The organism is Caldanaerobacter subterraneus (genome assembly GCF_004345675.1).
Taxonomy (GTDB): Bacteria; Bacillota; Thermoanaerobacteria; order Thermoanaerobacterales; family Thermoanaerobacteraceae; genus Thermoanaerobacter; species Thermoanaerobacter subterraneus.
In genome coordinates this window covers 61,506-86,036 of sequence record NZ_SLWU01000009.1, presented here as the reverse complement: position 1 = coordinate 86,036, position 24,531 = coordinate 61,506, and the positions used below count along the sequence as shown (strand labels likewise).

At 38.9% G+C, this 24,531-nt stretch carries 26 protein-coding genes, 1 tRNA gene and 1 riboswitch; of the genes, 26 read left to right on the top strand and 1 reads right to left on the bottom strand.

What is annotated here, in order from left to right; genetic code table 11:
• Window positions 1-9: 9 nt before the first annotated feature.
• The 10 genes from EV203_RS05895 (at window position 10) to typA (ending at window position 11,201) form a co-directional block, all read left to right on the top strand.
• Window positions 10-585 carry an RNA polymerase sigma factor gene (locus EV203_RS05895; protein WP_009609845.1) on the top strand — a complete coding sequence of 192 codons (576 nt, stop codon included), beginning with the start codon at window positions 10-12 and terminating at the stop codon, window positions 583-585.
• Complete coding sequence (locus tag EV203_RS05890; protein ID WP_011025258.1) at window positions 585-1,382, top strand: zf-HC2 domain-containing protein; 798 nt, start codon at window positions 585-587, stop codon at window positions 1,380-1,382. The genes EV203_RS05895 and EV203_RS05890 overlap by 1 nt, the downstream gene beginning before the upstream one ends.
• A 72-nt stretch (window positions 1,383-1,454) precedes the next feature.
• Window positions 1,455-4,070 (top strand): DNA polymerase I, encoded by a 2,616-nt coding sequence (polA, locus tag EV203_RS05885; protein WP_132039559.1) that lies wholly within the window; start codon window positions 1,455-1,457, stop codon window positions 4,068-4,070.
• A gap of 9 nt (window positions 4,071-4,079) precedes the next feature.
• Window positions 4,080-4,685, top strand: coding sequence for a dephospho-CoA kinase (gene coaE / locus EV203_RS05880; protein WP_009609833.1), 606 nt, complete (start codon window positions 4,080-4,082; stop codon window positions 4,683-4,685).
• A gap of 52 nt (window positions 4,686-4,737) precedes the next feature.
• Entirely contained in the window at window positions 4,738-5,235 is a 498-nt protein-coding gene (locus EV203_RS05875; protein WP_100525963.1) for a lytic transglycosylase domain-containing protein, read from the top strand.
• Between the two features lie 63 nt (window positions 5,236-5,298).
• Complete coding sequence (locus EV203_RS05870) at window positions 5,299-6,333, top strand: nicotinate phosphoribosyltransferase (protein WP_009609863.1); 1,035 nt, start codon at window positions 5,299-5,301, stop codon at window positions 6,331-6,333.
• 19 nt (window positions 6,334-6,352) lie between these two features.
• Window positions 6,353-7,939: a peptide ABC transporter substrate-binding protein gene (locus tag EV203_RS05865; RefSeq protein WP_132039557.1), complete on the top strand. Its 1,587-nt coding sequence runs from the start codon at window positions 6,353-6,355 to the stop codon at window positions 7,937-7,939.
• A 47-nt stretch (window positions 7,940-7,986) separates the two neighbouring features.
• Window positions 7,987-8,072 (top strand) — tRNA-Leu (locus tag EV203_RS05860).
• 151 nt (window positions 8,073-8,223) lie between these two features.
• A riboswitch (cyclic di-AMP (ydaO/yuaA leader) is annotated at window positions 8,224-8,353 on the top strand.
• Between the two features lie 7 nt (window positions 8,354-8,360).
• On the top strand, window positions 8,361-9,281 hold the full coding sequence (locus EV203_RS05855; RefSeq protein WP_009609832.1) for a C40 family peptidase: 921 nt from the start codon (window positions 8,361-8,363) through the stop codon (window positions 9,279-9,281).
• 99 nt (window positions 9,282-9,380) lie between these two features.
• Window positions 9,381-11,201 (top strand): translational GTPase TypA, encoded by a 1,821-nt coding sequence (typA, locus tag EV203_RS05850; RefSeq protein WP_132039555.1) that lies wholly within the window; start codon window positions 9,381-9,383, stop codon window positions 11,199-11,201.
• Between the two features lie 23 nt (window positions 11,202-11,224).
• Here the strand turns inward: typA and EV203_RS05845 are convergent, their stop codons facing one another.
• Complete coding sequence (locus tag EV203_RS05845; protein WP_041587296.1) at window positions 11,225-11,746, bottom strand: lytic transglycosylase domain-containing protein; 522 nt, start codon at window positions 11,744-11,746, stop codon at window positions 11,225-11,227.
• A gap of 162 nt (window positions 11,747-11,908) precedes the next feature.
• Between EV203_RS05845 and EV203_RS05840 the strand changes: the two genes are divergently transcribed.
• From EV203_RS05840 to mreC, 16 genes are all read left to right on the top strand, one after another.
• Window positions 11,909-12,664, top strand: coding sequence for an SPOR domain-containing protein (locus EV203_RS05840; protein ID WP_009609853.1), 756 nt, complete (start codon window positions 11,909-11,911; stop codon window positions 12,662-12,664).
• Window positions 12,665-12,677: 13 nt separating this feature from the next.
• Window positions 12,678-13,049 (top strand): DRTGG domain-containing protein, encoded by a 372-nt coding sequence (locus EV203_RS05835; protein ID WP_011025266.1) that lies wholly within the window; start codon window positions 12,678-12,680, stop codon window positions 13,047-13,049.
• On the top strand, window positions 13,033-13,449 hold the full coding sequence (locus EV203_RS05830) for an ATP-binding protein (protein WP_011025267.1): 417 nt from the start codon (window positions 13,033-13,035) through the stop codon (window positions 13,447-13,449). Before EV203_RS05835 ends, EV203_RS05830 begins: the two co-directional genes overlap by 17 nt.
• Window positions 13,450-13,461: 12 nt before the next feature.
• Entirely contained in the window at window positions 13,462-14,757 is a 1,296-nt protein-coding gene (locus EV203_RS05825; RefSeq protein WP_132039553.1) for a [Fe-Fe] hydrogenase large subunit C-terminal domain-containing protein, read from the top strand.
• A gap of 17 nt (window positions 14,758-14,774) precedes the next feature.
• The gene (locus tag EV203_RS05820) at window positions 14,775-15,110 is read left to right on the top strand and encodes a DRTGG domain-containing protein (protein ID WP_011025268.1); all 336 of its coding nucleotides are present in this window, start codon (window positions 14,775-14,777) and stop codon (window positions 15,108-15,110) included.
• The gene (locus EV203_RS05815; protein WP_132039551.1) at window positions 15,107-15,814 is read left to right on the top strand and encodes a PHP domain-containing protein; all 708 of its coding nucleotides are present in this window, start codon (window positions 15,107-15,109) and stop codon (window positions 15,812-15,814) included. Before EV203_RS05820 ends, EV203_RS05815 begins: the two co-directional genes overlap by 4 nt.
• Window positions 15,815-15,980: 166 nt before the next feature.
• Window positions 15,981-16,490 (top strand): NADH-quinone oxidoreductase subunit NuoE family protein, encoded by a 510-nt coding sequence (locus EV203_RS05810; protein ID WP_022587174.1) that lies wholly within the window; start codon window positions 15,981-15,983, stop codon window positions 16,488-16,490.
• A 13-nt stretch (window positions 16,491-16,503) separates the two neighbouring features.
• Window positions 16,504-17,052 (top strand): ATP-binding protein, encoded by a 549-nt coding sequence (locus EV203_RS05805; protein WP_009609865.1) that lies wholly within the window; start codon window positions 16,504-16,506, stop codon window positions 17,050-17,052.
• Between the two features lie 2 nt (window positions 17,053-17,054).
• Window positions 17,055-17,420, top strand: a complete 366-nt coding sequence (locus EV203_RS05800) for a (2Fe-2S) ferredoxin domain-containing protein (protein WP_011025271.1) — start codon at window positions 17,055-17,057, stop codon at window positions 17,418-17,420.
• A gap of 15 nt (window positions 17,421-17,435) precedes the next feature.
• Entirely contained in the window at window positions 17,436-19,226 is a 1,791-nt protein-coding gene (gene nuoF / locus EV203_RS05795) for an NADH-quinone oxidoreductase subunit NuoF (RefSeq protein ID WP_132039549.1), read from the top strand.
• A gap of 21 nt (window positions 19,227-19,247) precedes the next feature.
• Window positions 19,248-20,993, top strand: coding sequence for an NADH-dependent [FeFe] hydrogenase, group A6 (locus EV203_RS05790; protein ID WP_009609852.1), 1,746 nt, complete (start codon window positions 19,248-19,250; stop codon window positions 20,991-20,993).
• Window positions 20,994-21,116: 123 nt separating this feature from the next.
• Window positions 21,117-21,365 carry a DUF4321 domain-containing protein gene (locus tag EV203_RS05785; RefSeq protein ID WP_011025273.1) on the top strand — a complete coding sequence of 83 codons (249 nt, stop codon included), beginning with the start codon at window positions 21,117-21,119 and terminating at the stop codon, window positions 21,363-21,365.
• Between the two features lie 9 nt (window positions 21,366-21,374).
• A complete protein-coding gene (locus tag EV203_RS05780) occupies window positions 21,375-21,989 on the top strand; it encodes a nucleoside triphosphate pyrophosphatase (RefSeq protein ID WP_009609831.1) in 615 nt (204 codons plus the stop codon).
• Window positions 21,946-22,647 (top strand): RadC family protein, encoded by a 702-nt coding sequence (gene radC, locus EV203_RS05775; protein WP_011025275.1) that lies wholly within the window; start codon window positions 21,946-21,948, stop codon window positions 22,645-22,647. Before EV203_RS05780 ends, radC begins: the two co-directional genes overlap by 44 nt.
• 21 nt (window positions 22,648-22,668) lie before the next feature.
• A complete protein-coding gene (locus tag EV203_RS05770; protein ID WP_011025276.1) occupies window positions 22,669-23,688 on the top strand; it encodes a rod shape-determining protein in 1,020 nt (339 codons plus the stop codon).
• Between the two features lie 12 nt (window positions 23,689-23,700).
• Window positions 23,701-24,531 (top strand): rod shape-determining protein MreC, encoded by an 831-nt coding sequence (gene mreC / locus EV203_RS05765; protein ID WP_043884289.1) that lies wholly within the window; start codon window positions 23,701-23,703, stop codon window positions 24,529-24,531.

The following is a 24,531-nucleotide window of genomic DNA, read 5'->3' as shown; positions in this document are numbered from 1 at the left end:
GTCTAGAAGGTGGGACAGGAGGAACTTTTGGAAAGAGCAAGAAATGGAGATGATGAAGCATTTAGCTTGCTCATAGAAAACTATGAGAAGTATGTGTATAATGTCATATTGAGAATTGTGGAAGAAAAAGAAGAAGCAAAAGATATTGCCCAGGAAACTTTTATTAAAGCTTACATGAGCATAAAAACTTTTAGAAAAGACAGCAGTTTCAGGACCTGGATTTACAGGATTGCTGTAAATACTGCTATGGATTACCTTAGAAAAAAGGTCAGGTCGGAAGTCAACCTTGTGACAGCCGCTGAAGATGAATTAGAAATAAAAAGTTTTCAAACGCCTGAAGAGGTAATTGAGCAAAAGCTCACTGTAGAAATGGTGAGAAGAGAGATAAGTAAACTCCCTGTAGATTACAAAATAGCTCTTATTTTAAGGGATATAGAAGGGATGAATTATGAAGAAATTGCTAGTATATTAAAAGTCAATCTCGGGACAGTGAAGTCCAGGATATGGAGAGCGAGAAATCTTTTAAGAGAGAGGATAAAATCGCTTCCAGAGTTTTCAGGTTTTCAAGAGAGGGGGCGAGAGTGATGGATTGCAAAAGAGCCCTTGAACTTATGCAGGCATATTTTGATAATGAATTAGGGGAGAAGGAAAAAGAAAAATTGGAAGAACATTTGAGAACTTGTGAAAGCTGCAGAAGAGAATTTTTGATGCAGAAAAGAATAATAGAAAATTTGAAGCTACTCCCTTTAGAAGACGTTCCAGAAAGCTTTAATGAGTCTTTGCGCGAAAAAATAGCTAAATTGAAAAAGAAAAGAGAAAACAGAAGAAAAAGTTTTCTAGCTGGAATTTTAGCTGCTTCTTTACTTCTCATGACAATGTTTTTGGTTCATGCTTTTGATATTAACTTAGGAAAATACAAAGGACCATCTTCAGATATTCTCCAGATGGCTGGAGCTGGAAGTGCCGAGGGGAAAGGACTTGAAAGAAAGCTTCCTGCAAATGTTTCAAGGAAAATTACAAAAATTGCTTATATTGACATGGAAGTAAGTAATTTAACTGAGGAATCCGAAAAAATCGTTAAGATAGTAAAAGGCGAAGGAGGGCATGTAGAAAGTTACAGCAAGAAAGAGAGGGAAGTAAAACTTACTCTTAAAGTTAAAGAGGAAAGTTTTGAAAGAGTGATTTCTGAGTTAAAAGAGACAGGGAAGTTTACGAAATTGCAGATTGCCACTAAAGAGGTAGAGCAGCCCGTCAATTGGGCCACAATAGACCTTTTGATAAAAGAAAGAAATGACTTTAAACCGATTGTTGTTATAATTTTAGGCCTTTTAGGCGTAATTTTTGGTGCTTATAAAGGGTATATTTATTTTAAGAGAAGATGACAATTTACATCTTCTTTTTTTTGCGGTATATTAAAATACATAAAGGAGAAAAAATTAAACGGGAGTGGTTTAATGGCAAAGTTTCTGTTAATTGATGGTAGCAGTCTGATGTACAGGGCTTATTATGCCTTACCGATGCTTACTACCAGTGAGGGATTACATACAAATGCATTGTACGGCTTTACTATGATGTTAATAAAATTGCTGGAGGAAGAAAAACCTGACTATGTGGCAATCGCTTTTGACAAAAAAGCTCCGACTTTCAGGCATAAAGAGTTTAAGGAGTACAAAGCCACCAGACAGGCTATGCCAGAAGAACTTTCTGAACAGGTAGAGCTTTTAAAAGAAGTAATTGATGGCTTTAACATAAAGACTTTAGAATTGGAAGGATATGAAGCAGATGACATAATAGGAACAGTTTCAAAAATGGCAGAAGAAAAAGGGATGGAAGTCATAATTGTCACAGGAGACAGGGATGCTCTGCAGCTAGTTTCTCCTAGAGTAAAAGTGAAAATATCTAAAAAGGGCATAACGCAGATGGAAGAGTTTGATGAAAAAGCGGTATTAGAAAGGTATGAAATAACTCCGCAGCAGTTTGTGGATTTAAAGGGATTGATGGGGGACAAGTCGGACAATATTCCTGGAATACCTAATATAGGGGAAAAGACTGCTATCAAGCTTTTGAAGGAATTTGGCTCGGTGGAAAATCTTCTTGAAAATATATCAAAATTGTCAGGAAAGATTAAAGAGACAATAGAAGCAAATAGAGAACTGGCTGTCATGAGCAAAAGATTAGCCACTATAAATAGGAATATTCCTCTTGAGATTGACTTTGAAGAGTATAGATTAAAAGAGTTTAATTACAAAAAATTATGGGACCTTTTTAACAAGCTTGAATTTTATAGCCTTCTAGACAGCATCAAAAAGGAAGGAGAAGAGGTCATTCCAACTGTTTCAATAAGAAAGTGGAAAAAAGTTGACATTAGAGAAGTGCCAAGGCTTTTAGAAAGTGCAAAAAATGTTGCCTTTTATCCTTTGATCTATGAGGGGGATGTAAAAAAGATAGCATTTTCTTTTGATGGTACTACCCTTTATTCAGATGTTGAAAGGTTAGAAGACTTAAGAAAAATATTTGAAAGAGAAGATGCTGAATTTGTTTCCCATGAGATAAAAGACTTCCTAGTGAAACTTTCTTACAAAGGCATAGAATGTAAGAGTAAATATCTGGATACTGCTATAATGGCTTATCTTCTCAACCCTTCTGAGTCCAATTACGATTTGGAGAGGGTATTGAAAAGATACCTTAAAGTGGATATATTGTCCCATGAGGAAGTATTTGGGAAAGGAAAAGACAGGAGAAGGTATGAAGAAGTAAGCGAAGAAGTAATGGCAGAGTACATATGTGGAAGGTGCAGCCACTTATTTGAGTTAAAAGATAAGCTTATGGCTTTTATTGAAGAGATGGACATGAAGAAGCTTTTGCTGGAAATAGAGATGCCTCTTGTGGAAGTTTTAAAATCAATGGAAGTGGATGGATTTACACTGGACAGAAATGTTTTAAAGGAGCTTTCCGAAAAGATAGATGAGAGGATTTCTGAAATATTGGATAAAATTTACAAAGAAGCAGGATACCAGTTCAATGTAAATTCCCCAAAGCAGTTGGGAGAATTTCTCTTTGAAAAGCTCAACCTACCCGTAATTAAAAAGACAAAGACAGGTTACTCGACTGATTCCGAAGTCTTAGAGCAGCTTACAGCTTATAATGACATTGTAAGTGAGATAATAGAGTACAGACAGCTTACCAAGCTCAAGTCTACTTACATAGAGGGTTTTTTGTCCTTGATGGACGAAAATGACAGAGTGCATTCTAATTTCAAACAGATGGTGGCGGCGACTGGCAGGATAAGCAGCACAGAGCCCAATCTTCAGAATATACCTGTGAGGGAGGAGTTTGGAAGACAGATAAGGAGGGCTTTTATACCGAGGACAAAAGACGGTTATATTGTCTCTGCAGATTATTCTCAGATTGAATTGAGGGTTTTGGCACATCTTTCTGAAGATGAAAAGTTGATAGAAGCTTTTATGAACAATGAAGACATACACTTGAGGACGGCTTCCGAAGTCTTTAAAGTGCCTCCTCAAAATGTCACTCCAGAGATGAGAAGAGCAGCTAAAGTAGTAAATTTTGGGATAATATATGGAATAAGCGATTATGGCTTGGCGAAAGACTTGAAGATTTCGAGAAAAGAAGCTAAGGAATATATTGATAATTATTTTGAAAAGTATAAGGGGGTAAAAGAGTATATAGAAAAGGTAATTCGATTTGCCAAGGAAAATGGATATGTGACTACTATAATGAACAGGAGGAGGTACATTCCTGAAATAAATTCGAGGAATTTCACACAGCGCTCACAAGCGGAAAGGCTGGCTATGAATACGCCAATCCAAGGCAGTGCTGCCGACATAATAAAAATGGCTATGGTAAAAGTTTATCAAGAATTTAAGAGGTTGAATTTAAAGTCCAGGCTCATATTGCAGGTCCATGACGAGCTTGTTGTTGATACTTATAAGGACGAGCTGGAGTTAGTGAAAGAAATACTCAAAGAAAGCATGGAGAATGTGATAAAGCTGAAAGTTCCGCTGGTTGTTGAAATTGGGGTGGGTCCTAACTGGTTTTTGGCTAAGTGAGGTGGAAATATGAGAGTAGTTGGGCTCACGGGAGGCATCGGTTCAGGAAAAAGCACGGTGTCTGGAATTTTGGCAAAACTCGGGGCTAAGATAATAGATGCAGATTTGGTCTCCCGTGAGATAATGGAAAAGGGAAAAGAAGCATATAATGAGATTGTAGATTGCTTTGGCAAAGAGATTTTAGATAAAGAGGGAAATATAGACAGAAAAAAATTAGGGTCAATTGTGTTTAGCGACAAAGAAAAGCTCAAAAGATTGAATGAAATCACTCATCCCAAAATAATAGATAAAATAAAGAAAATGATAGAGGAAGAAAAGGATAAAGATAAAGTGATTGTCATAGATGCAGCCCTTTTAATTGAGACAGGGCTTTACAAACTGGTAGATGAAGTTTGGCTTGTGGTTGTAGATATAGACACGCAAATAAAAAGGGTTATGGAAAGAGATGGTTTTTCCTGTGAAGAAGCTTTAAAGAGGATAAAAAGCCAGATGCCTTTAGAGGAGAAAATAAAGTACGCGGATTTTATAATAAATAACAGCAAAGATTTGAGGAAAACTGAAGAGCAAGTACGACTTTTATGGCAAAGATTTGATCGGAGGAGTTACTTTGATTAAGAGATGGGTACTTTTTCTACTAATAATCTTGGCTATTCTTTTGACGTTTGAAATGAATACTCACTATTTTTTGAAGAAATTTTATCCTTTAAAGTACGAAGAATATGTAAATTCCTATTCCAAAGAATTTGGACTGGACCCTTATCTCGTTTTTGCGATAATAAAAGTAGAGAGCAACTTCAATCCCTATGCGATATCGAACAGGAATGCCATAGGTTTAATGCAGATAATGCCTGATACTGGAAGATGGATTGCCGCAAAACTGGGAATGAAAGATTTTAAGGAAGAAATCCTTTTTAATCCAGAGGTCAACATAAAAATGGGGGTGTGGTACCTTCATTATCTTCTCAAAAATTTTGATGGCAATCTAAAGTTAGCACTTGCGGCTTACAATGGTGGATGCGGAAATGTAGACCTTTGGCTCAAAGACAAGAGGTTTTCACAGGATGGAAGACAGCTTCACAGTATTCCATTTCCTGAGACGGATAGATACGTGAAGAAGGTGTTGGCAGTTTACCAAATGTATAAGTTTATATATACAAAAAAGTGAAGAAAACTGGTATAATAGTAATCGTTGAAAGAAGAAAAAAATATTGGGATAAGGAGGAAACAGATGAAAAAGCTAAAATATTTAAAGGACTTAAAAGAAGTAAAAATTGACAAAGATAGAGAATTTTTTTCGGCTACTCACGAAGAGATAAAGAATGCGTGGACTACTGATGTGTATTTTTTGAGAACACAGGATATTTTAACTTATCTAGGAGTGCAGGATAAAGTAGTCACAGCAGAGATATTTCCTAGAAAAAAAGGAGTTTTTGCTGGCTTGCCCGAAGTTATGAGCCTTCTCAAAGACAAGAACGTAGAGGTGTGGTCTTTAGAAGAAGGAGAGACATTTGAGGCGAAAGAGACAGTCATGAGGATAAGAGGACCCTATAGCGAATTTGGGGTGTATGAAACTGCTATTTTGGGCATTCTAGCCAGTTCTTCTGGATGGGCTACTGCTGCAAGAGAGCTCAAAGAAGTGGCTAAGGACAAACCTATACTCTGCTTTGGAGCAAGACATGTTCATCCTGCTGTAGCACCTGTTATGGAAAGAGCTGCCTTGGTGGGAGGAGCGGATGATGCAAGTTGTATACTCGGGGCGAAATTGATGGGCAAAGAGCCAAGAGGAACTGTACCTCATGCGGCTTTTCTGATAGCAGGAGATACTTTAGAAGTGGCAAGAGCCTATAGAGATATAACTCCCCCTGATGAAAAGATTACTATTTTAGTAGACACTTTTAAGGATGAAGTGGAAGAAGCTTTAAGGGTTGCTGAATTTCTCGGAGACAGGTTGTACGGTGTAAGGCTTGATACTCCCTCTGAAAGGGGAGGAGTTACACCTGATTTAGTTTATGAATTAAGGCAAAGGCTTAATCAAAAGGGCTTTTCTCATGTAAAAATCATAGTCTCAGGTGGGCTTACGCCTGAGAGAGTCGCACTCCTTGCAGAGAGCGGGGCAGATGCTTTTGGGGTAGGGAGTTATATTTCTGATGCACAGCCTATTGATATGACTATGGACATAAAAGAAGTCGAAGGAGTTCCTGTGGCAAAAAGAGGGAGGATTCCGGGAATAATAGAAAACAAGAAGTTAAAGAAGATTAAGTGATTTCCGGAGATGAGTGTTAATGAAAAGATTTCTGGCTTTTGTTTTTATTTTTGCATTTTTACTGACCGGCTGTAAAATTAATTCTCCAGATATTACTGCAATTCCTGAAAAGAAGGAAAGTAAGAAAGAAGCCTCTCAAGAAGAAATTCAGGAAGGCGGAACTTTGAGGGTTAATATAGCTTCTTTTGACACTTTAAATCCCTTTTTGAATGACAATGAAATGGTAAGACAGCTTCTCAATTTAACCCTCGAACCGCTTGTTACACTTGATAAAAGTTTAAAGCCTGTTCCTCTTCTTGCCTATAAATGGGAAGTAAATGGATTAAATATAAAATTTTATCTGAGGAAAAATATAAAGTGGCAGGACGGGGAGAGTTTTACAGCAAGAGATGTGAAATTTACAATGGATTCTTTCCTTGACAAAGGGTCCAAAAGCCCTTATAAAGATTTAATAAAGGCGCATATCTCTTCCTACAGAGAAATAGGCGATTATGAATTTGAAGTAAGTTTAAACGGACCTGTGGCGAATCCTTTGGCTTTATTTATTTTTCCAATTGTGGCTGAGCACCAGTACAAAGACAAAGGAGATATTGTAAACCCTCTACTAGTTCCTATTGGGACGGGTCCATATAAGATTGTCTCTTACGGTCAAGGCAATTCTGTTGTTTTAAAGAGAAATCCGCATTACTGGGGGGAGAAACCTCATTTAGAAGAGATAAATTTTAAAATAGTGTCTGATGAAAATGCCATGATAACTTCTTTTCTGAGCAAAGAAGCAGATTTTACTTTTATTAAGGATGTGGACTGGGATAAGTACAGGGAGAATTCTAGTATAAACATATACAAGTACACGCTGCAAAGGTACGTATTTTTGGCACCAAATCTAAAAAAACAGGTATTTTCAGATGTGGCTGTGAGAAAGGCTATAGCCTATGGAATAGATGTGGACAGGATTTTAAGAGAGGTTTATTTTAAGCACGGATTAAAATCTAATGTTCCGATAAGACCTGATTCCTGGCTTTATAGCCCTAAGATCGCTTCTTTATACAGCATAAAAGAAGCTGATAAGGTGCTACAGGATGCTGGGTGGTTAAAGGCAAACGGGATACGCACAAAAGGCGGATATCAGCTTAAGTTTAATTTGCTAGTAAATTCTGACAATCCATACCTTTTAAAAGTGGCGCAGATTATAAAGACCAATCTAAAAGAAATTGGAATTGATATAAATGTAGTCCCTGCTTCATGGGATGACTTGCTTAAATCTGTTTTTTCAGGGAATTTTGATTTGGCTTTAATGGAGTGGAACTTAAACTATAATCAGGATATTTCTTCTCTGTTTATGACGAGAGGGAAAGACAATTTTATGGGATATAGCAATCCATCACTTGATGACCTCTTTAACAAAGTATTTTCAGAAACAGATGAAAAAAGTTTAAGAAATAACTATTATAAGGTAGGGGAAATTTTGGCTGAAGAACAGCCAGTGATAGGGCTTTTTTACTTAGAAGGTGCCGTTATGGCCTATGATAATGTAAAAGGGATTGACCCCACTTCTTTTAATGTTTTTAACAATATTTCTAGTTGGTATTTAAAAAAACAGTATTGACAGGTGAGATAAAAGATTATATAATTTATGACGTACAAGGAAGTTTCGCGGCGGTGGCGGAACTGGCAGACGCGTACGTTTGAGGGGCGTATGGGCTAATCCCGTGTGGGTTCAAGTCCCACCCGCCGCACCAGAGAGAAAAGGGGAAAACCCCTTTATTTTTTTGTGTCACAAAGATTAAATTTTTATAAACTATATTAAGAAAAGATTAAATTTTTTTAAGAAAATGTAATGTAAACATTGACTTTGAAGTTTCTGTATGGTAAGATAGAAAAAAAGACAAGTTTGCAATCTTGCCGAATCCGAAAGGTACGGAGGAACCGCTTTTTGGGGTTAATCTGCGGATTTCCGCAGTAGGGATGCCTTCTGTCCCGCACCCGACAGCTAACTCCGGAGGCATTAAAGGAAGGAGATTTGCAAAATGGAATCGAAAATAGGTAAAATTATTTTTGGTGTTTCTGTCTTTGGCATGACATTGATAGGGAATTCTTTTTTGCATCCAGTTTTTGCAGAGGGATTAGGGGTTGGAAAGGTTACGGGGAATTATGTAAATGTGAGAACAGAGGGCAGTTTGTCAGGCAGTGTCATCACTCAGCTAAATCAAAATGAAGTTGTCACTGTTTTAGGAAAACAAGGCGGATGGTACAAAGTAAGACTTTCCGATGGAAGAGAAGGATGGGTTTTTGGAGAGTACCTATTAATTAGATCTTCCAACGAAGCTTCTCGCGGTGATGTAGCTAATATTAGCGTAGGAGTTGTAACAGGAAACTATGTAAATGTGAGAAGTGAAGGGAGCTTATCAGGAAAGGTTTTGGCTCAGCTTAATAAAGGAACTAAAGTTGAAGTGTTAGACAGGCAAAATGGATGGTATAAAGTAAAGCTTTCAGATGGGCAAGAAGGCTGGATCTATGGAGAGTACTTATCGGTGAGAAATTCAGCGAATGTCTCAAGAGGAGACGTGGATAGAAGCATAGTAGACAGGTTAATAGATTTTGCCAAGTCTTTTCTGGGTACGAGGTACGTGTATGGTGGAAGTTCTCCTAAAGGTTTTGACTGCTCGGGCTTTGTATCGTATGTATTTTCAAACTTTGGTTTTAGTTTACCCAGGACTGCGGATGAGCAGGCTAACGTAGGGGATACGGTTACTCGCGACAGCTTAGAAAAAGGTGACTTGGTATTTTTTAAAACTCTGGGAAGTAGCATCATAAATCACGTAGGGATATATATTGGAGATGGACAGTTCATACACGCTTCTTCAGGGGCTGGAAAGGTGATTATAAGTCCTCTAAATGAAGGTTATTACCTTTCCCACTATGTAAAAGCAAAAAGAGTGATTAAATAGAGCACTTTAAAAGTGCTCTTTTTATATTGACTATTTTGATGGCTTGGTATATCATATAATACTGTACATGATATACCTTTTTATGGAAGGAGATACCTTATGAGGGCAGTAAGGGAAGATGTAAGAAATGTAGCGATTATTGCTCATGTAGACCACGGTAAGACTACTTTGGTAGATGCCATGTTAAAACAGAGCGGTATATTCAGGTGGAATGAAAAAATAGAAGAGAGAATACTTGACTTTAATGACCTTGAAAGAGAAAGAGGCATAACAATATTAGCTAAGAATACGGCGGTAAGGTATAAAGATGTGAAAATAAATATAGTTGATACGCCAGGACATGCTGATTTTAGCGGTGAAGTTGAAAGAGTCTTGAAGATGGTAGATGGAGTGCTTCTTCTGGTAGACTCTTTTGAAGGACCTATGCCCCAGACGAGATTTGTTTTGAGTAAGGCTTTGGAGCTTGATTTAAAGCCAATAGTTGTAATAAGTAAGATTGATAGGCCTGATGCAAGGCCAAATGAGGTCATTGACGAGGTTTTTGACCTCTTTATAGAGCTTGGCGCCAATGATGACCAGATTGACTTTCCTGTTGTATATACTTCTGGAAAAGGTGGCATAGCAAAATTAGATTTAAAAGAGGAGTCTTACGATTTAAGGCCTCTATTTGAAACTATAATAAAATACATTCCTGCTCCTTCAGGAGACATAGAGGGACCTTTTCAGCTTATAGTCACTACTTTGGACTATGACGACTACATCGGCAGGATTGCTATTGGAAAGGTAGTAAGAGGCAGAATTAAAGCTGGAGAAGAAGTGGCTATATGTAAAAGGGATGGAAGTATACAAAAATTTAACATAAACAACATATACCAGTTTGAGGGATTAAAAAGGGTACCTGTGGAAGAGGCGAAACTTGGAGATATAGTAGCCGTTTCGGGGATTAGCGATATTGAGATAGGGGAGACAATAGCGGATAAGGACAACCCTGAACCTGTAGACTTTGTAAAAATTGAGGAGCCTACTGTGTCCATGACTTTTAGTGTGAATACCAGTCCCTTTGCAGGAACAGAAGGGAAATACGTGACTTCTAGACATCTAAGAGAAAGACTTTTTAAGGAACTGGAGACAAATGTGGCTTTAAGAGTGGAGGAGACAGATTCCCCTGATTCTTTTAAGGTTTCTGGCAGAGGAGAATTGCACCTTTCTATTTTGATTGAGACTATGAGAAGGGAAGGATATGAGCTACAGGTTTCAAAACCTACAGTTATATTCAAGGAAGTAAATGGAGTAAAGATGGAACCTATTGAGCTTTTGACCGTAGATATTCCAGAAGAGTACATGGGAGTTGTAATGGAAAAATTGGGGCCCAGGAAAGCCGAATTGATGGACATGCACACTTTAAAACCGGGGACTATAAGGCTTAAGTTTAAGATTCCTACAAGGGGTTTGATAGGGTACAGGTCAGAGTTTTTGACTGATACAAAGGGAAATGGAATAATGACCTCTGTGTTTTACGGCTATGAACCTTACAAAGGTGAAATTCCCTCTCGATCAAGGGGAGCTCTTGTTGCTTTTGAGACGGGTATTGCTACGACTTACGGCCTTTATCACGCTCAGGAAAGGGGAACTCTTTTTATTGAGCCAGGCACCAAGGTGTACGAAGGAATGGTTGTCGGCATGAATTCCCGAAGTGGGGATATTGAAGTCAATGTATGTAAGAAAAAACACGTCACCAATTTGCGGTCTGCAACGGCTGAAGAAGCCCTAAGGCTTTCTCCTGTGAAAAAGATGACTTTAGAGGAAGCTCTAGAATTTATAGATAATGACGAGTTGGTAGAAGTTACGCCTCAGAGCATAAGAATAAGAAAGAAAATTTTGGATTCCCAGCAGAGGTACAAAAGTGCAAAACAAAAATAGAAATGGAGCCTTTTGGCTCCCTTTTATTTATACAAGTCATTTAAAATTTTGTTTATGTAATTTATAGTTTCAGGGTAAGGGGGAATGCCTTGGTATTTTTCTACAGCTTGAGGACCTGCATTGTAAGCAGCAAGAGCCAATCTTACATCTTTATATGTATCTAGTAAATTTTTTAGGTATCTCACTCCTCCGTCTATGTTTTGAGAAGGGTCGAAAGGATTTTTTACATTTAATTCCTTTGCCGTGGATGGCATAAGCTGCATCAAACCCATTGCTCCTTTAGGGGATACAGCAAACTGATTGAAGTTGGATTCGGCTTTTATGACTGACCTTATGAGGTTTGCGTCTACTCCATATTTTTGACTGGCTTCTCGTATTAGTTTTTCAATTTCAGAGGGAGAATCCTTTTGATTGATATTCTCTATTTCGCTATTTAATATTTCTTGAAAATTTAAGGATGTGCTAAATATTTTTACATTGGCTGGGAGTCTACTCTGTATTTCCTTAAATTTTTCCTCAATTATGCTGTTTATTACGCTGTCAATCATAATTTTTTTCACCTCACTTTTATAATTCGACAAAAAATTTCAAATACCTCTTTTTTGTGAGCAAAATAGTAAAAAAGGCCTAGAAAAAAATTTTTAAAGGATTTTTAGAAAAAGTATAGTATAATATAGGTGTAACGATTAAGAAGAGGAAGATATGGGATGAAAAACGAGGGAATGCTGGAAGTGCTGTTAGTCATCATTATAATTCCGCTGGTTTCTTTGCTGATTGGTTATTTTATTTCGCAAAATGTTGTGGAACCAAATATTTCAAAAGAAGAGGCTAAGCCTCAGTATATTACAATAAAAGGAATAGATGGATTTGAGGTAGTGGAAAGTGTTCACGGCAAATACGAAGAGGCCAAATATCGCCAAGATTTGCTGAGATTAAACGGCATTTTTTCTTTTATTGAGGGAGACGGTGAGAAATATAAAGTGGTTATAGGTTTGTTTCTGACTAAGGAAGAAGCTCTGGAGTTTGCAGGTTTGATGAGTTCTAAAGGGATTACGCCTGAAGTTTATGCCAAAAAGTCGCCTTATTTAAAAATAAAATATGACAAGAATTTAACATCAGAAATAGAATATTTTACAAACAAATTAGACGAATTCCAGCAAATTTTGGGGTACATTTCTGTTCTTTCATTTAAGAGCTTTAATGGAAGTATTGAACCTCAAGAGGTACAAGAATTGAAAAGAAAAGTAGAGGTGATGAATAAAGACAAAAAGGCATTTAAAGAAAAAGAAGTGGAAGAGATATCTGGAGAGGTCGACAAGATTGTTCAAAAAATAGCAGACAGTGTAAAGTTGATAGAGATTTCCAGCAGTTTAAAAGATAAGAATACTTTTTCACTTTTGCAGCAGCTTTTGTGGAATTCATGGGGAGATTATAACAATTTTTTAGAAAATATTGCGAAATAGCGGGGTGCTTGCTGTGAAGCTTAGGGAGATAAAAGAGATTTTAGAAGCTCAAGTGCTTTTGGGAGAAGAAAAGTTGGAAGAGGAAGTATTTACTGCATGTGGTGCTGATTTGATGAGCGATGTGCTGGCATCTCGGGATGAAAAAGCAGTATTATTGACAGGCCTTACTAATGTTCAGGTGGTGAGAACTGCAGAAGTTGTGGGTGACATAAAATGTATAATCTTTGTAAGAGGGAAAAGCCCAGGAGATGATGTGCTGGAACAGGCAAAAAAAGCAGGCCTTGTGGTGATGAAGACGAAATACCCTCTTTATATCGCCTGTGGGCTTTTATACTCCAATGGGCTGACCTGCAGAAGTGGTGAAAAGAATGGCGCTTTACAGTAAGGAATTTGAAGTAAAAGCAAGAGATTTTGATTCTGCTGGAGAGGTGTCAAGCAATTTAAGGGCAATTTTAAAGCAACTTTCCTTGGCCCCTGATATAGTGCGCAGAAGCTGTATAGTGTGCTATGAAGCTGAGATGAACATCATAATCCATTCTTACGGAGGGACTATTAAGATAGAGATTTTTGAGGACAGGATCAGGATAATAGCGGAAGATACAGGGCCTGGCATAGAGGACATAGAGCTGGCGATGAAGGAAGGCTATTCTACTGCTCCAGAAGAGATAAGGGAGATGGGATTTGGGGCAGGCATGGGACTTCCCAATATAAAGGCAAACTCGGATTTTATGGATATAAAAAGCAGTAAAGATGGCACTGTTGTAGTGGCAGAAATATTGTTTTAAGAGGTGTGTAAGATGACTTATTTTCATTCTGTGACTTTGGATAAGGACAGGTGCAGAGGATGTACCAACTGCATAAAGAGGTGTCCCACGGAGGCCATAAGGGTAAGAGAAGGGAAAGCCAGGATTATAAATGAAAGATGTATTGACTGTGGAGAATGCATAAGAGTCTGCCCATATCATGCCAAACTGGCTGTTACAGATAGTTTGGAAATTATGAAAAATTTCAGGTATAAAATTGCTCTTCCTGCTCCTTCTCTATACGGGCAGTTTAAAGACTTGTCTATCAACCAGATATTGAGTGCTCTTTTAGATATTGGATTTGATGAGGTGTTTGAAGTAGCTTATGCTGCAGAGATTGTTTCTAAATTTACAAGAGAAGCTTTACAGAAGGGGAACTTGAAAAGACCCGTAATTTCTTCTGCATGTCCTGCTGTTGTAAGGCTCATACAGATTAGGTTTCCATCTCTTATTGACCATCTTCTTAATATATGTTCTCCTATGGACACAGCTGCAATAATTGCAAAAAAACAGGCAGTGAAGAAAACAGGGCTTAAAGAAGAAGAAATAGGAGTTTTCTTTATATCTCCCTGTGCTGCTAAAGTGACAAGCATAAGAAATCCAGTAGGCCTAGAGAAATCCAAGATTGATGGAGCTTTTTCAATGAAGGAAATATACGGGAAAATACTTGAAAAAGCGAAAACTACTGTAGTAAGAGATTTGCGCAAAGCTACCATGATAGGAGTAGGATGGGCTAATTCAGGAGGAGAAGCTTTTGGTACTTTTACAGAAAATAGCATATATGTAGATGGGATACACAATGTCATTGATGTCTTAGAAGAGATAGAACTTGGGAAATTGAGTGATTTAGATTTTTTTGAGGGGCTAGCGTGCATAGGCGGATGTATAGGAGGACCTCTGACAGTTGAGAATCCTTTTGTTGCTAAAAATAGAATAAGGAAGTTGGCTGAAAGTCTGCCAAAGAGGGAACAACCTCCCGTAGATGAAGACCTTGTAAGTTTTGAAGAGGTGAAGTGGATAAAGAAAATAGAAAAAAGTGAAGTGATGAAGCTAGACAAAGATATTTCTAAAGCACTGGAAATGATGAAAGAAATAGACAGAACTCACAAGACTTTGCCAGGTTTAGACTGCGGATCTTGCGGGTCTCCCAGTTGCAGGGCTTTAGCAGAGGACATTGTAAAAGGCTGTGCTACAGAAAATGACTGTATCTTCATTTTGAAGGATAAAATAAAAGCCTTAGCGGAAGAGTTAAATGATCTAGCGGGGAAAAAACCACCTGTTATTAAGTAAAAAGGAGAGGAGAATGTATGGGTATTAAAGTAGAAAATCTTCTTAAAAAAGGTTTTTCATTAGTAGCGGGAGAGAAGGGGATCGATAGAGAAATTGAGGGAGTGTATATTTGCGATTTGTTAAGCTGGGTTATGTCTCATGCAAAGGCGAAGGATGCTTGGATAACCATTCAAAGCCACATAAATGTTATAGCTGTAGCTCTTCTTTCTGAAATAAGCTGTGTGATTTTGCCAGAGAATGTCAAGTTAGACGAAGATGCAAAAGCAAAGGCTGAAGAAGAGGGCATTCCTGTTTTGAGTTTTTCTGGAACTTCTTATGAGGCGGCAATAATACTGCACGAGATGATGAAATGATGGTTTACTATGACCTTCACATTCACACCTGTCTGTCTCCCTGCGCATCCGATGATATGACACCTAACAACATAGTCAATATGGCTCTCCTAAAGGGACTAGATGTAATCGCAGTGACAGACCACAACTCAGCTTTAAATGTAGAAGCTGTTTATAGAATTGGGAGGAAAAAAGGCCTAATAGTGGTTCCTGGGATAGAAGTGCAAACTAAAGAAGAAGTACATGTGCTGTGTTATTTTTATTCAGTGGAAGAGTGTATCAAATTTAGTGAAATTATTGACAAAAATATGACTAAAATAAAAAATAATAAAACAATCTTTGGGAAGCAGATTATAATGGACGATGAGGATAGGGAAATAGGAGAAGTAGAGAATTTATTGTTAGTATCTTCTAATTTTACTATAAGCGAGATTTTTCAATACATAGAGGGGAGGGGGGCTGCGGTTCCTGCCCATGTGAATAGGGGAAGTTACAGCATTATTTCTAATCTTGGGTTTATTCCTAATATAAAAAATTTATCAACAATTGAAATATCTAAGAGCACTGACAAAAAAGTTTTTTTAAAAGAGCATCCAGAATGTAAAAAGTATAGAATAATAAGCTCTTCTGATGCTCATCATCTGGGGTATATTTCGGAAAGAGAAGAATTCCTACCTTGTGACTTATCATTGAAAAGCATTGTGGATTGGCTTTGTGGTTGCTAATTTTTTTGTAATCCTACCAAAATGGTTGTGATTATCAGAAAATAAAATTTTTTTATAAATGTTTGTTAAAAAATTAATGAAATTATGATATAATATTAACGAATGATGAATTAAAAGTGCTATGATGAAAATTTTGTGAAATTTCTCATTCAAGGAGGGAAAGGCGATGCAGGGCATGAAAGAAGCAAGTTTGGAAGAAAAGCTTGTAGAGAAGTTTGGCAAAGATAAGGTTGAGAAGTTCAAAAAGTCAATAGAAGATTACAGAGAAATCCCCGGTTCACTAATTGCTGTCATGAATGACGCTCAAGAGATTTTTGGATATCTTCCCATAGAAGTTCAGCTTTTCATCTCACAGGAGATGAAGGTTCCTTTGACGGAGATATTCGGGATTTCGACCTTTTATTCAAGATTTACTCTGAAGCCTTCTGGAAAGTACAAAATAAACCTTTGCATGGGAACTGCTTGTTATGTTAGAGGAGCTGCTATGTTGCTGGAAAAAATTAAGGAAAAGTTGGGCATAGAGGTAGGGGAGACAACAGAAGACGGTAAATTTTCTCTGGAGCCAACAAGATGCCTTGGAGCATGTGCACTTGCACCCGTTATGATGATAAACGGCGAAGTTTTTGGAAGGCTTACTCCTAATGACGTGGATGAAATACTGAAAAAATTTGAATAGGGATTTATAAACCATGAAAGAGTTGGCTCTCTATATACTAGATTTGGCTCAAAATAGCGTAAGAGCTGGAGCGAAAAATGTTGAAATTGAAATAGAAGAAAATCCCCAGGAAGACCTTTTGACAGTTTATGTTAAAGATGATGGATGTGGGATGAAAAAGGAATTTTTAGAAAAAGTGACAAGTCCTTTTGTCACAACGCGAAAAGAAAGAAGAGTTGGACTGGGTATTCCGCTTTTTAAGGAACTGACAGAAGAGTGCGAAGGAACTTTCGAAATTTTCTCTGAAGAAGGAAAGGGCACGAGGATAAAAGGGACTTTTAAACTTTCCAGTGTGAATCTCATTCCAATAGGGGATATAGCTTCTACAATTGTGTCTTTAATAATGTCAGCACCGCAGATTGATATTGTCTATAGATTTAAAAAAGGCAGTCGAGAGTTTGAATTTGACACAAAAAAGATTAGAGAAGTTCTAAAAGACGTGAATTTGAATGATGTAAGAGTGCTCTCATGGATAAGAGAGTATGTAGAAGAGGGAATGAAGAAAAGTGAAATGGAGGTGTAAAAATGAAGACATTAGAAGAATTAGAAAGGATTAGAAAGGAAACTCTTGAAAAGATAAACCTCAGAAAAGATAGGTCGGGAGTAAGAATTGCTGTTGGAATGGCTACTTGTGGCATTGCAGCAGGGGCAAGGCAGGTTATGATGGCAATACTGGACGAACTGGCAAAGAGAAATGTGACAAATGTGCTTGTGACAGAGACAGGATGTATAGGCATGTGCAAGTTAGAGCCGATTGTCGATGTTTATATGCCGGGGCAGGAGAAAGTCACTTATGTAAAGGTTGATGAAAAGAAGGCAAGACAAATAGTAGTGGAACATGTGATAAATGGCCACCCAATCAGGGAATGGACTATAGAAAATTACGAGTAAGAGGAGGGATATTAGATGCTTTACAGGTCTCACGTAATGGTATGTGGTGGAACTGGCTGTACTTCATCAGGTTCTGACGAGGTAGCTGAACGTTTCATAGAAGAGATTAAAAAAGCGGGTTTGGACAAAGAAATACTGGTTGTGAGGACAGGATGCTTTGGACTCTGCGAGCTGGGTCCTGTTGTGGTAGTTTACCCGGAAGGGGTTTTTTACAGCAGAGTAAAGCCAGAGTATGTGCCTGAAATTGTAGAGGAGCATCTTTTAAAGGGAAGACCTGTCAGAAAGTACATCTACGGCGAGAGCCTAGAAGAAAAAGCTATAAAGCCGTTGGAGGAGACACCTTTCTTCAGGAAACAGAGAAGAATTGCTCTTAGAAACTGCGGTGTGATAAACCCTGAAGACATAAGAGAAGCTATTGCTTTTGACGGGTATAAAGCGCTTGCGAAGGTTCTTACAGAGATGACTCCTGAGCAAGTAATTGAAGAGGTCAAAAAATCAGGATTAAGGGGAAGAGGCGGTGGCGGATTCCCAACAGGTGTGAAATGGGAATTTGCTTACAAGCAGAAAGAAACCCCTAAATATGTTGTGTGCAATGCTGATGAAGGAGACCCTGGCGCTTTCATGGATAGAAGCATATTGGAAGGAGACCCCCACAGTGTTTTAGAAGCAATGGCAATAGCTGGATATGCAATAGGTGCAAATCACGGTTATATATACGTGAGAGCAGAGTATCCTCTGGCTGTAAAAAGGCTTAAGATTGCGATTCAGCAGGCGAGAGAGTACGGACTTTTAGGAAAGGATATATTTGGCACAGGGTTTGACTTTGACATTGAAATAAGGCTTGGAGCAGGTGCTTTTGTCTGCGGTGAAGAGACAGCTCTTTTAAACTCTATTATGGGTAAAAGAGGAGAGCCGAGGCCAAGACCCCCCTTCCCGGCGGTAAAGGGTGTATGGGGCAAACCTACAATTATAAATAACGTGGAGACTTTTGCAAATATTCCTCCCATCATATTAAACGGCGGAGAATGGTTCGCAAGCATTGGAACAGAAAAATCTAAAGGAACGAAAGTTTTTGCTCTCACCGGTAAGGTGAATAACACCGGACTCATTGAAGTGCCTATGGGTACAACTTTAAGAGAAATCATATACGAAATAGGCGGAGGAATACCCGGAGGAAAGAAATTCAAAGCTGTTCAGATAGGCGGTCCTTCTGGCGGATGCATACCGGCAGAGCTTTTAGATACTCCGATTGATTATGATTCTTTAACCAGTGCAGGTGCGATGATGGGCTCTGGCGGACTTGTTGTGATGGATGAAGACACATGTATGGTCAATGTGGCGAAGTTCTTCCTCGAGTTTACTGTCGATGAATCCTGCGGTAAGTGTGCTCCTTGTAGGATTGGTACGAAGAGGATGCTGGAGCTTTTGGATAAGATAACTTCCGGAAAAGGAGAAGAAGGAGATATCGAAAAGTTAGAAGAACTGGCAAAGACCATAAAGGCAACGGCTCTATGTGGTCTTGGACAGACAGCACCCAATCCTGTACTTTCTACTTTGAGATATTTCAGGCACGAATATGAGGCCCACATAAAAGAAAAAAGGTGCCCTGCCGGTGTATGTACAGCGCTTTTAAGCTTTGTTATAGATCCTGAAAAGTGCAAAGCCTGTGGAATTTGTGCAAAGAACTGCCCTGTGGGTGCTATTTTTGGTAAGCCAAAGACGCCTTATGTGATTGACCAAGAGAAGTGTATTAAGTGCGGAACATGTATTGATAAGTGTCCGTTTGGCGCAATATACAAAAAATAAAAGAGGAAGGAGTGTAAAAGGATGGACAAAGTTCGCGTTACAATAGATGGCATAACTGTAGAAGTGCCTTCCTACTATACGGTACTGGAAGCGGCAAAAGAAGCCGGCATAGACATACCTACTCTTTGCTATTTGAAAGAGATAAATCAAATTGGGGCTTGTCGCATATGTCTAGTTGAGATAGAGGGAGTAAGGAATTTACAGACTTCCTGCACCTACCCCGTGTTTGATGGGATGAAAGTCTATACCAATACTCCAAAGATAAGGGAAGCTCGCAGGCTAAATCTTGAACTCATACTGTCAAATCATGATAGAAACTGCTTGACCTGTGTAAGAAGCACCAATTGTGAGCTTCAAGCCCTTGCTAAAAGACTTGGAGTAGAGGAAATAAGGTTTGAAGGGGAAAATATAAGATACCCTATAGATGATGGTTCACCTGCAGTTGTGAGAGACCCTAATAAGTGTGTGCTCTGCAGAAGATGTGTTGCAGTGTGCTCAGAAGTTCAGAATGTATTTGCTATTGGAATGGTAAACAGAGGATTTAAGACAATGGTAGCTCCATCTTTTGGAAGAAGCTTAAAGGATTCACCCTGTATTAGCTGTGGCCAGTGCATAATGGTATGTCCTGTTGGAGCTATATACGAAAAAGACCATACAAAGAGGGTTTATGAAGCTTTGGCAGATGACAAAAAATACGTTGTAGCTCAGACTGCTCCAGCTGTAAGGGTAGCATTAGGAGAAGAGTTTGGAATGCCTGTTGGTACCATTGTCACGGGGAAGATGGCAGCAGCACTGAGGAGAATGGGATTTGATGCGGTATTTGATACAAACTTTGCAGCAGACCTCACGATAATGGAAGAGGGTTCTGAGCTTTTAGAGAGAATAAAACATGGCGGAAAGCTTCCTATGATAACCTCCTGCAGCCCTGGCTGGATAGCTTTCTGTGAGAAGTACTATCCGGAGTTTATAGACAATCTCTCCACCTGCAAATCTCCTCACATGATGATGGGGGCACTGGTAAAGAGCTACTACGCGGAGAAAAAAGGGCTTGACCCTAAAGATATATTCGTAGTGTCAATAATGCCATGTACAGCGAAGAAGCTTGAGATTGAAAGAGAAGAGATGATAAGAAATGGAATGAAAGATGTGGATGCCGTGCTTACCACAAGAGAGCTTGCGAGAATGATAAAAGAGATGGGAATCGATTTTGTGAACTTAAAAGATGAAGAATTTGATGAGCCTTTAGGCATGTCTACAGGAGCAGGTGCCATATTTGGGGCTACAGGCGGTGTCATGGAGGCAGCATTAAGGACTGTCGCTGAAATTGTAGAGGGAAGAGATATAGGGAAGATAGATTTTGAAGAAGTGAGAGGTTTAGAAGGTGTGAGAGAGGCTACAATAACAATTGACGGGATGGATATAAAGATTGCTATTGCCAATGGAACAGGAAATGCTAAGAAGCTCCTTGACAAGGTAAAGGCAGGAGAAGTCGAGTATCACTTTATAGAAGTGATGGGATGCCCAGGTGGCTGTATAATGGGTGGAGGACAGCCAATCCACAATCCTAACGAGATGGAAGAAGTCAAGAAATTAAGGGCAAAGGCAATTTACGAGATAGACAAGAACCTGCCTATAAGAAAGTCCCACGAGAACCCGGCGATAAAGAGGCTTTACGAGGAATTCCTGGGTCATCCTTTGAGCGAGAAATCTCACGAACTTCTGCACACCCACTATTCAAGGAAAGAGCTTTATCCTCTCGTGAAATAAAGGAAGGTCCCCAACGTTTGTTGGGGGCTTTGCCATTTTTTTATTCAAAAGTTAGTTATAGAAATATATATAATTTGTGATATAATAAAAAGGAATGATATTTGCCACAAGGAGTGAAACGATTTGAGAAGGGGAAAAAGCGGCTGGACATTGTTGTTTTTGCTCTTAGTAGGACTGATACTAGGCGGTTTTGTAGGAGACCTTTTGGGACGTTTTTTCAAAGAACTTTCTTACGCTCAAGTAATAGGCATGAACAATCCTTTGACACTGGACCTCAATTTTTTAAAGTTCTCTTTTATGCTCACTTTTAAAATAAATATAGGCACTGTAATAGGACTTATATTGGCTATTTATTCCTATTACAAGATGTAGGTGGGATGTATGAAAATTTTTCTCGCATCTAAATCTCCGAGGAGAAGAGAACTTCTTGAAAATCTAAATTTTCCATTTCAAATTGTGGAGAATGACATTGAAGAAGTTTCAAGCGAAAAAGAACCATCAAAATATGTGATGGATTTAGCCTTTAAAAAGGCGCTAAAAGCAGCCGAGAACATAAAAGAGGAAGCAATAGTGATAGCGGCTGATACGATTGTGGTAGTAGATGGCGAGATTTTGGGCAAGCCAAAAGACAGAGAAGAAGCTTTTTCTATGTTAAAAACTTTGCAAGGCAGAGAACATATCGTTTATACAGGAATAGCAGTAATTAAGCTTCCAGAGATGAAGCATTCTGTCGATTATCAAGAGACAAAAGTGTGGATAAGAAGATTAGAAGATGAAGATATATCAAACTATATAGATACAGGAGAATGCTGGGATAAAGCCGGTGCATACGCTATTCAAGGATTCGGGTCCTTAATTGTGGAAAAAATTGAAGGAGATTATTTTAATGTAGTAGGACTGCCTGTTGCCAAGCTTTTTGGCCTGTTAAAAAGGGAATTTGGGGTGAAGTGGGTTGGGAGAGGATTTGAATATAAGGATAAAAGACTTGCCTTATGAAGAAAGGCCCAGAGAAAGGCTAATAAAATACGGACCCCAGGTGCTTTCAAATGCCGAATTGATTGCCATAATAATAGGTACAGGGAGCAGAAGAGAAAATGCTATAAGTTTGGCTCAAAAGCTCATTACAGAGGAGAGAGGATTAAAGTTTATTGTCAACTCAAGTGTGGAAAAGCTTGCGAATATAAGGGGGATTGGAATAGCAAAAGCTGTAAAATTAAAAGCGGCAGTGGAGTTAGGAAGAAGATTGATGCTTTCTACGCAAGGGGAAAATTTTTCTGTAACTTCTCCTGAAGACGTCATAAACCTTTTGATGGAGGAAATGAGGTACCTTTCTAAAGAGCATTTCAAAGTAGTGATGCTAAACGTTAAAAATAAAATAATTGCCATTGAGACGATTTCTATAGGGAGTTTAAACACCTCAATCGTTCATCCTAGGGAGGTGTTTAAAGCTGCTATAGAAAGGTCTGCTTCTTCTATAATTTTAGTTCACAACCATCCGAGTGGAGACCCTACTCCTAGCAGGGAGGATGTAGAAGTGACAAAAAGATTGGTGGAAGCGGGTAATATTCTTGGAATAAAAGTCTTGGACCATGTTATAATTGGAGATGGGAGAGGTATAAGTCTCAAAGAAAAAGGGTATTATGATTTTGAATAAGAAAGGAAGGAGTATACACAGATGAGAGGATTTTCAAGGGATATTGGAATCGACTTAGGAACTGCTACAACCTTAGTTTATGTTCAAGGAAAAGGGATTGTTTTAAGAGAGCCTTCGGTTGTGGCAATGCGAACAGATACAAAGACGATCCTTGCCGTTGGCGAAGAAGCGAAGAGGATGGTAGGAAGGACTCCCGGAAACATAATTGCTATAAGGCCCATGAGGGATGGGGTCATAGCAGATTTTGATATAACAAAAGCCATGCTGGACCACTTCATAAGCAGAGTAAATCCCAGGAAAGGGCTTTTCAGGCCAAGAGTGATAATTGGCATTCCTTCGGGAGTTACAGAGGTAGAAAAAAGAGCAGTAATTGAAGCGGCTTTGCAGGCAGGTGCAAAAGAAGCCCATACTGTAGAAGAACCAATGGCAGCAGCTATTGGTGCAGGGCTTCCTGTAGAAGAGCCTACCGGCAGCATGGTGGTGGATATTGGCGGTGGAACTACTGATGTTGCGGTGATTTCCCTTGGCGGGATAGTGACTAACAAGTCTTTGCGGGTTGGCGGAGATGAAATGGATGAGGCCATAATAAATTATATAAAGAGAGAATACAATCTTATGATTGGAGAAAGAACTGCTGAGGAGATAAAGATTCAGATTGGTTCGGCTTTCCCAAAAGAGAAAGAAGAGTCAATGGACATAAGAGGAAGAGACTTGGTCTCTGGTCTTCCAAAGACTTTGAGAATTACTTCTACCGAGATTCTAGAAGCCTTAAAAGAGCCTCTTTCTAGCATTGTTGAGGCTATAAAGATGACTCTAGAGAAGACTCCGCCAGAATTAGCTGCGGACATTATGGACAGGGGTATAATGCTGACAGGTGGAGGAGCCCTCTTGAGTGGCATAGACAAGCTCATAAGGCAGGAGACAGGAATGCCTGTTCAGATAGCGGATAATCCTACAGATTGTGTAGCACTTGGAGCGGGTAAGATTTTGGAAGAAAGTTCTTTGTTCAGGAGAGTTTTAAGCCCTGCAACTAGAGTTTGAGAGGTGTTTTAAGTGCCCCGTTTTTTTAGAAATAGGCAGCTTATTTTGGTGCTTTTAATAGCCGTGGCGCTTATTGCCGCCATGGCTTATACTTATGATACAGAGAGATATCTTACGAAAGCAGAATCTGTGATAGGCAGTGTGTTTACTCCTGTAGGCAAGGCCTTTTATCGGATGACAAATGGCATTTCTGATTTTTTTTCCTCTATAAGAGAGATTGGGACTTTAAGGGCTACAAATGAAAAGCTTCAAAAAGAAGTGGAGAAATTGAGGAAGGAAAATATAGAGCTTCAGGAATTAAAAAATGAAAATCTGAGGCTAAAAGAAGCGCTTGATTTTAAGACAGAAAATCCAGAGCTTGACCTTAAGTTAGCTTCTATCACAGGTAAAAATCCTGGCAACTGGTTTAATATATTTACCATTGACAGGGGTAAAAGAGATGGAATAAAGCCCGGAATGGCAGTTTTAGACGAAAAGGGGAACATGGTAGGGCAGGTTACACAAGTAGGAGAGACCTGGGCTAAGGTTTTAGCAATTATAGATAGAGATAGTTCGGTAAGTGCTGTGGACGTCCGAACGAGGGACAATGGCATAGTGAGAGGAGACTCTCAAGGGGGACTTGTCATGATATACCTTCCCCTTGATGCGGAGGTCTTAGAAGGAGATATTATAACCACTTCTGGCATGAGCAGATTTCCAAAAGGCCTTGTAATAGGAAAAGTTGAAAAAGTGACAAAAGAGCCGGGAGCACTTTTCAAACAAGCACTTGTGAAGCCGGCTGCTGATTTTGAAAGGCTTGAGTACGTGTTTGTCGTCCTTAACATGACTGAAACGGGGAAATAA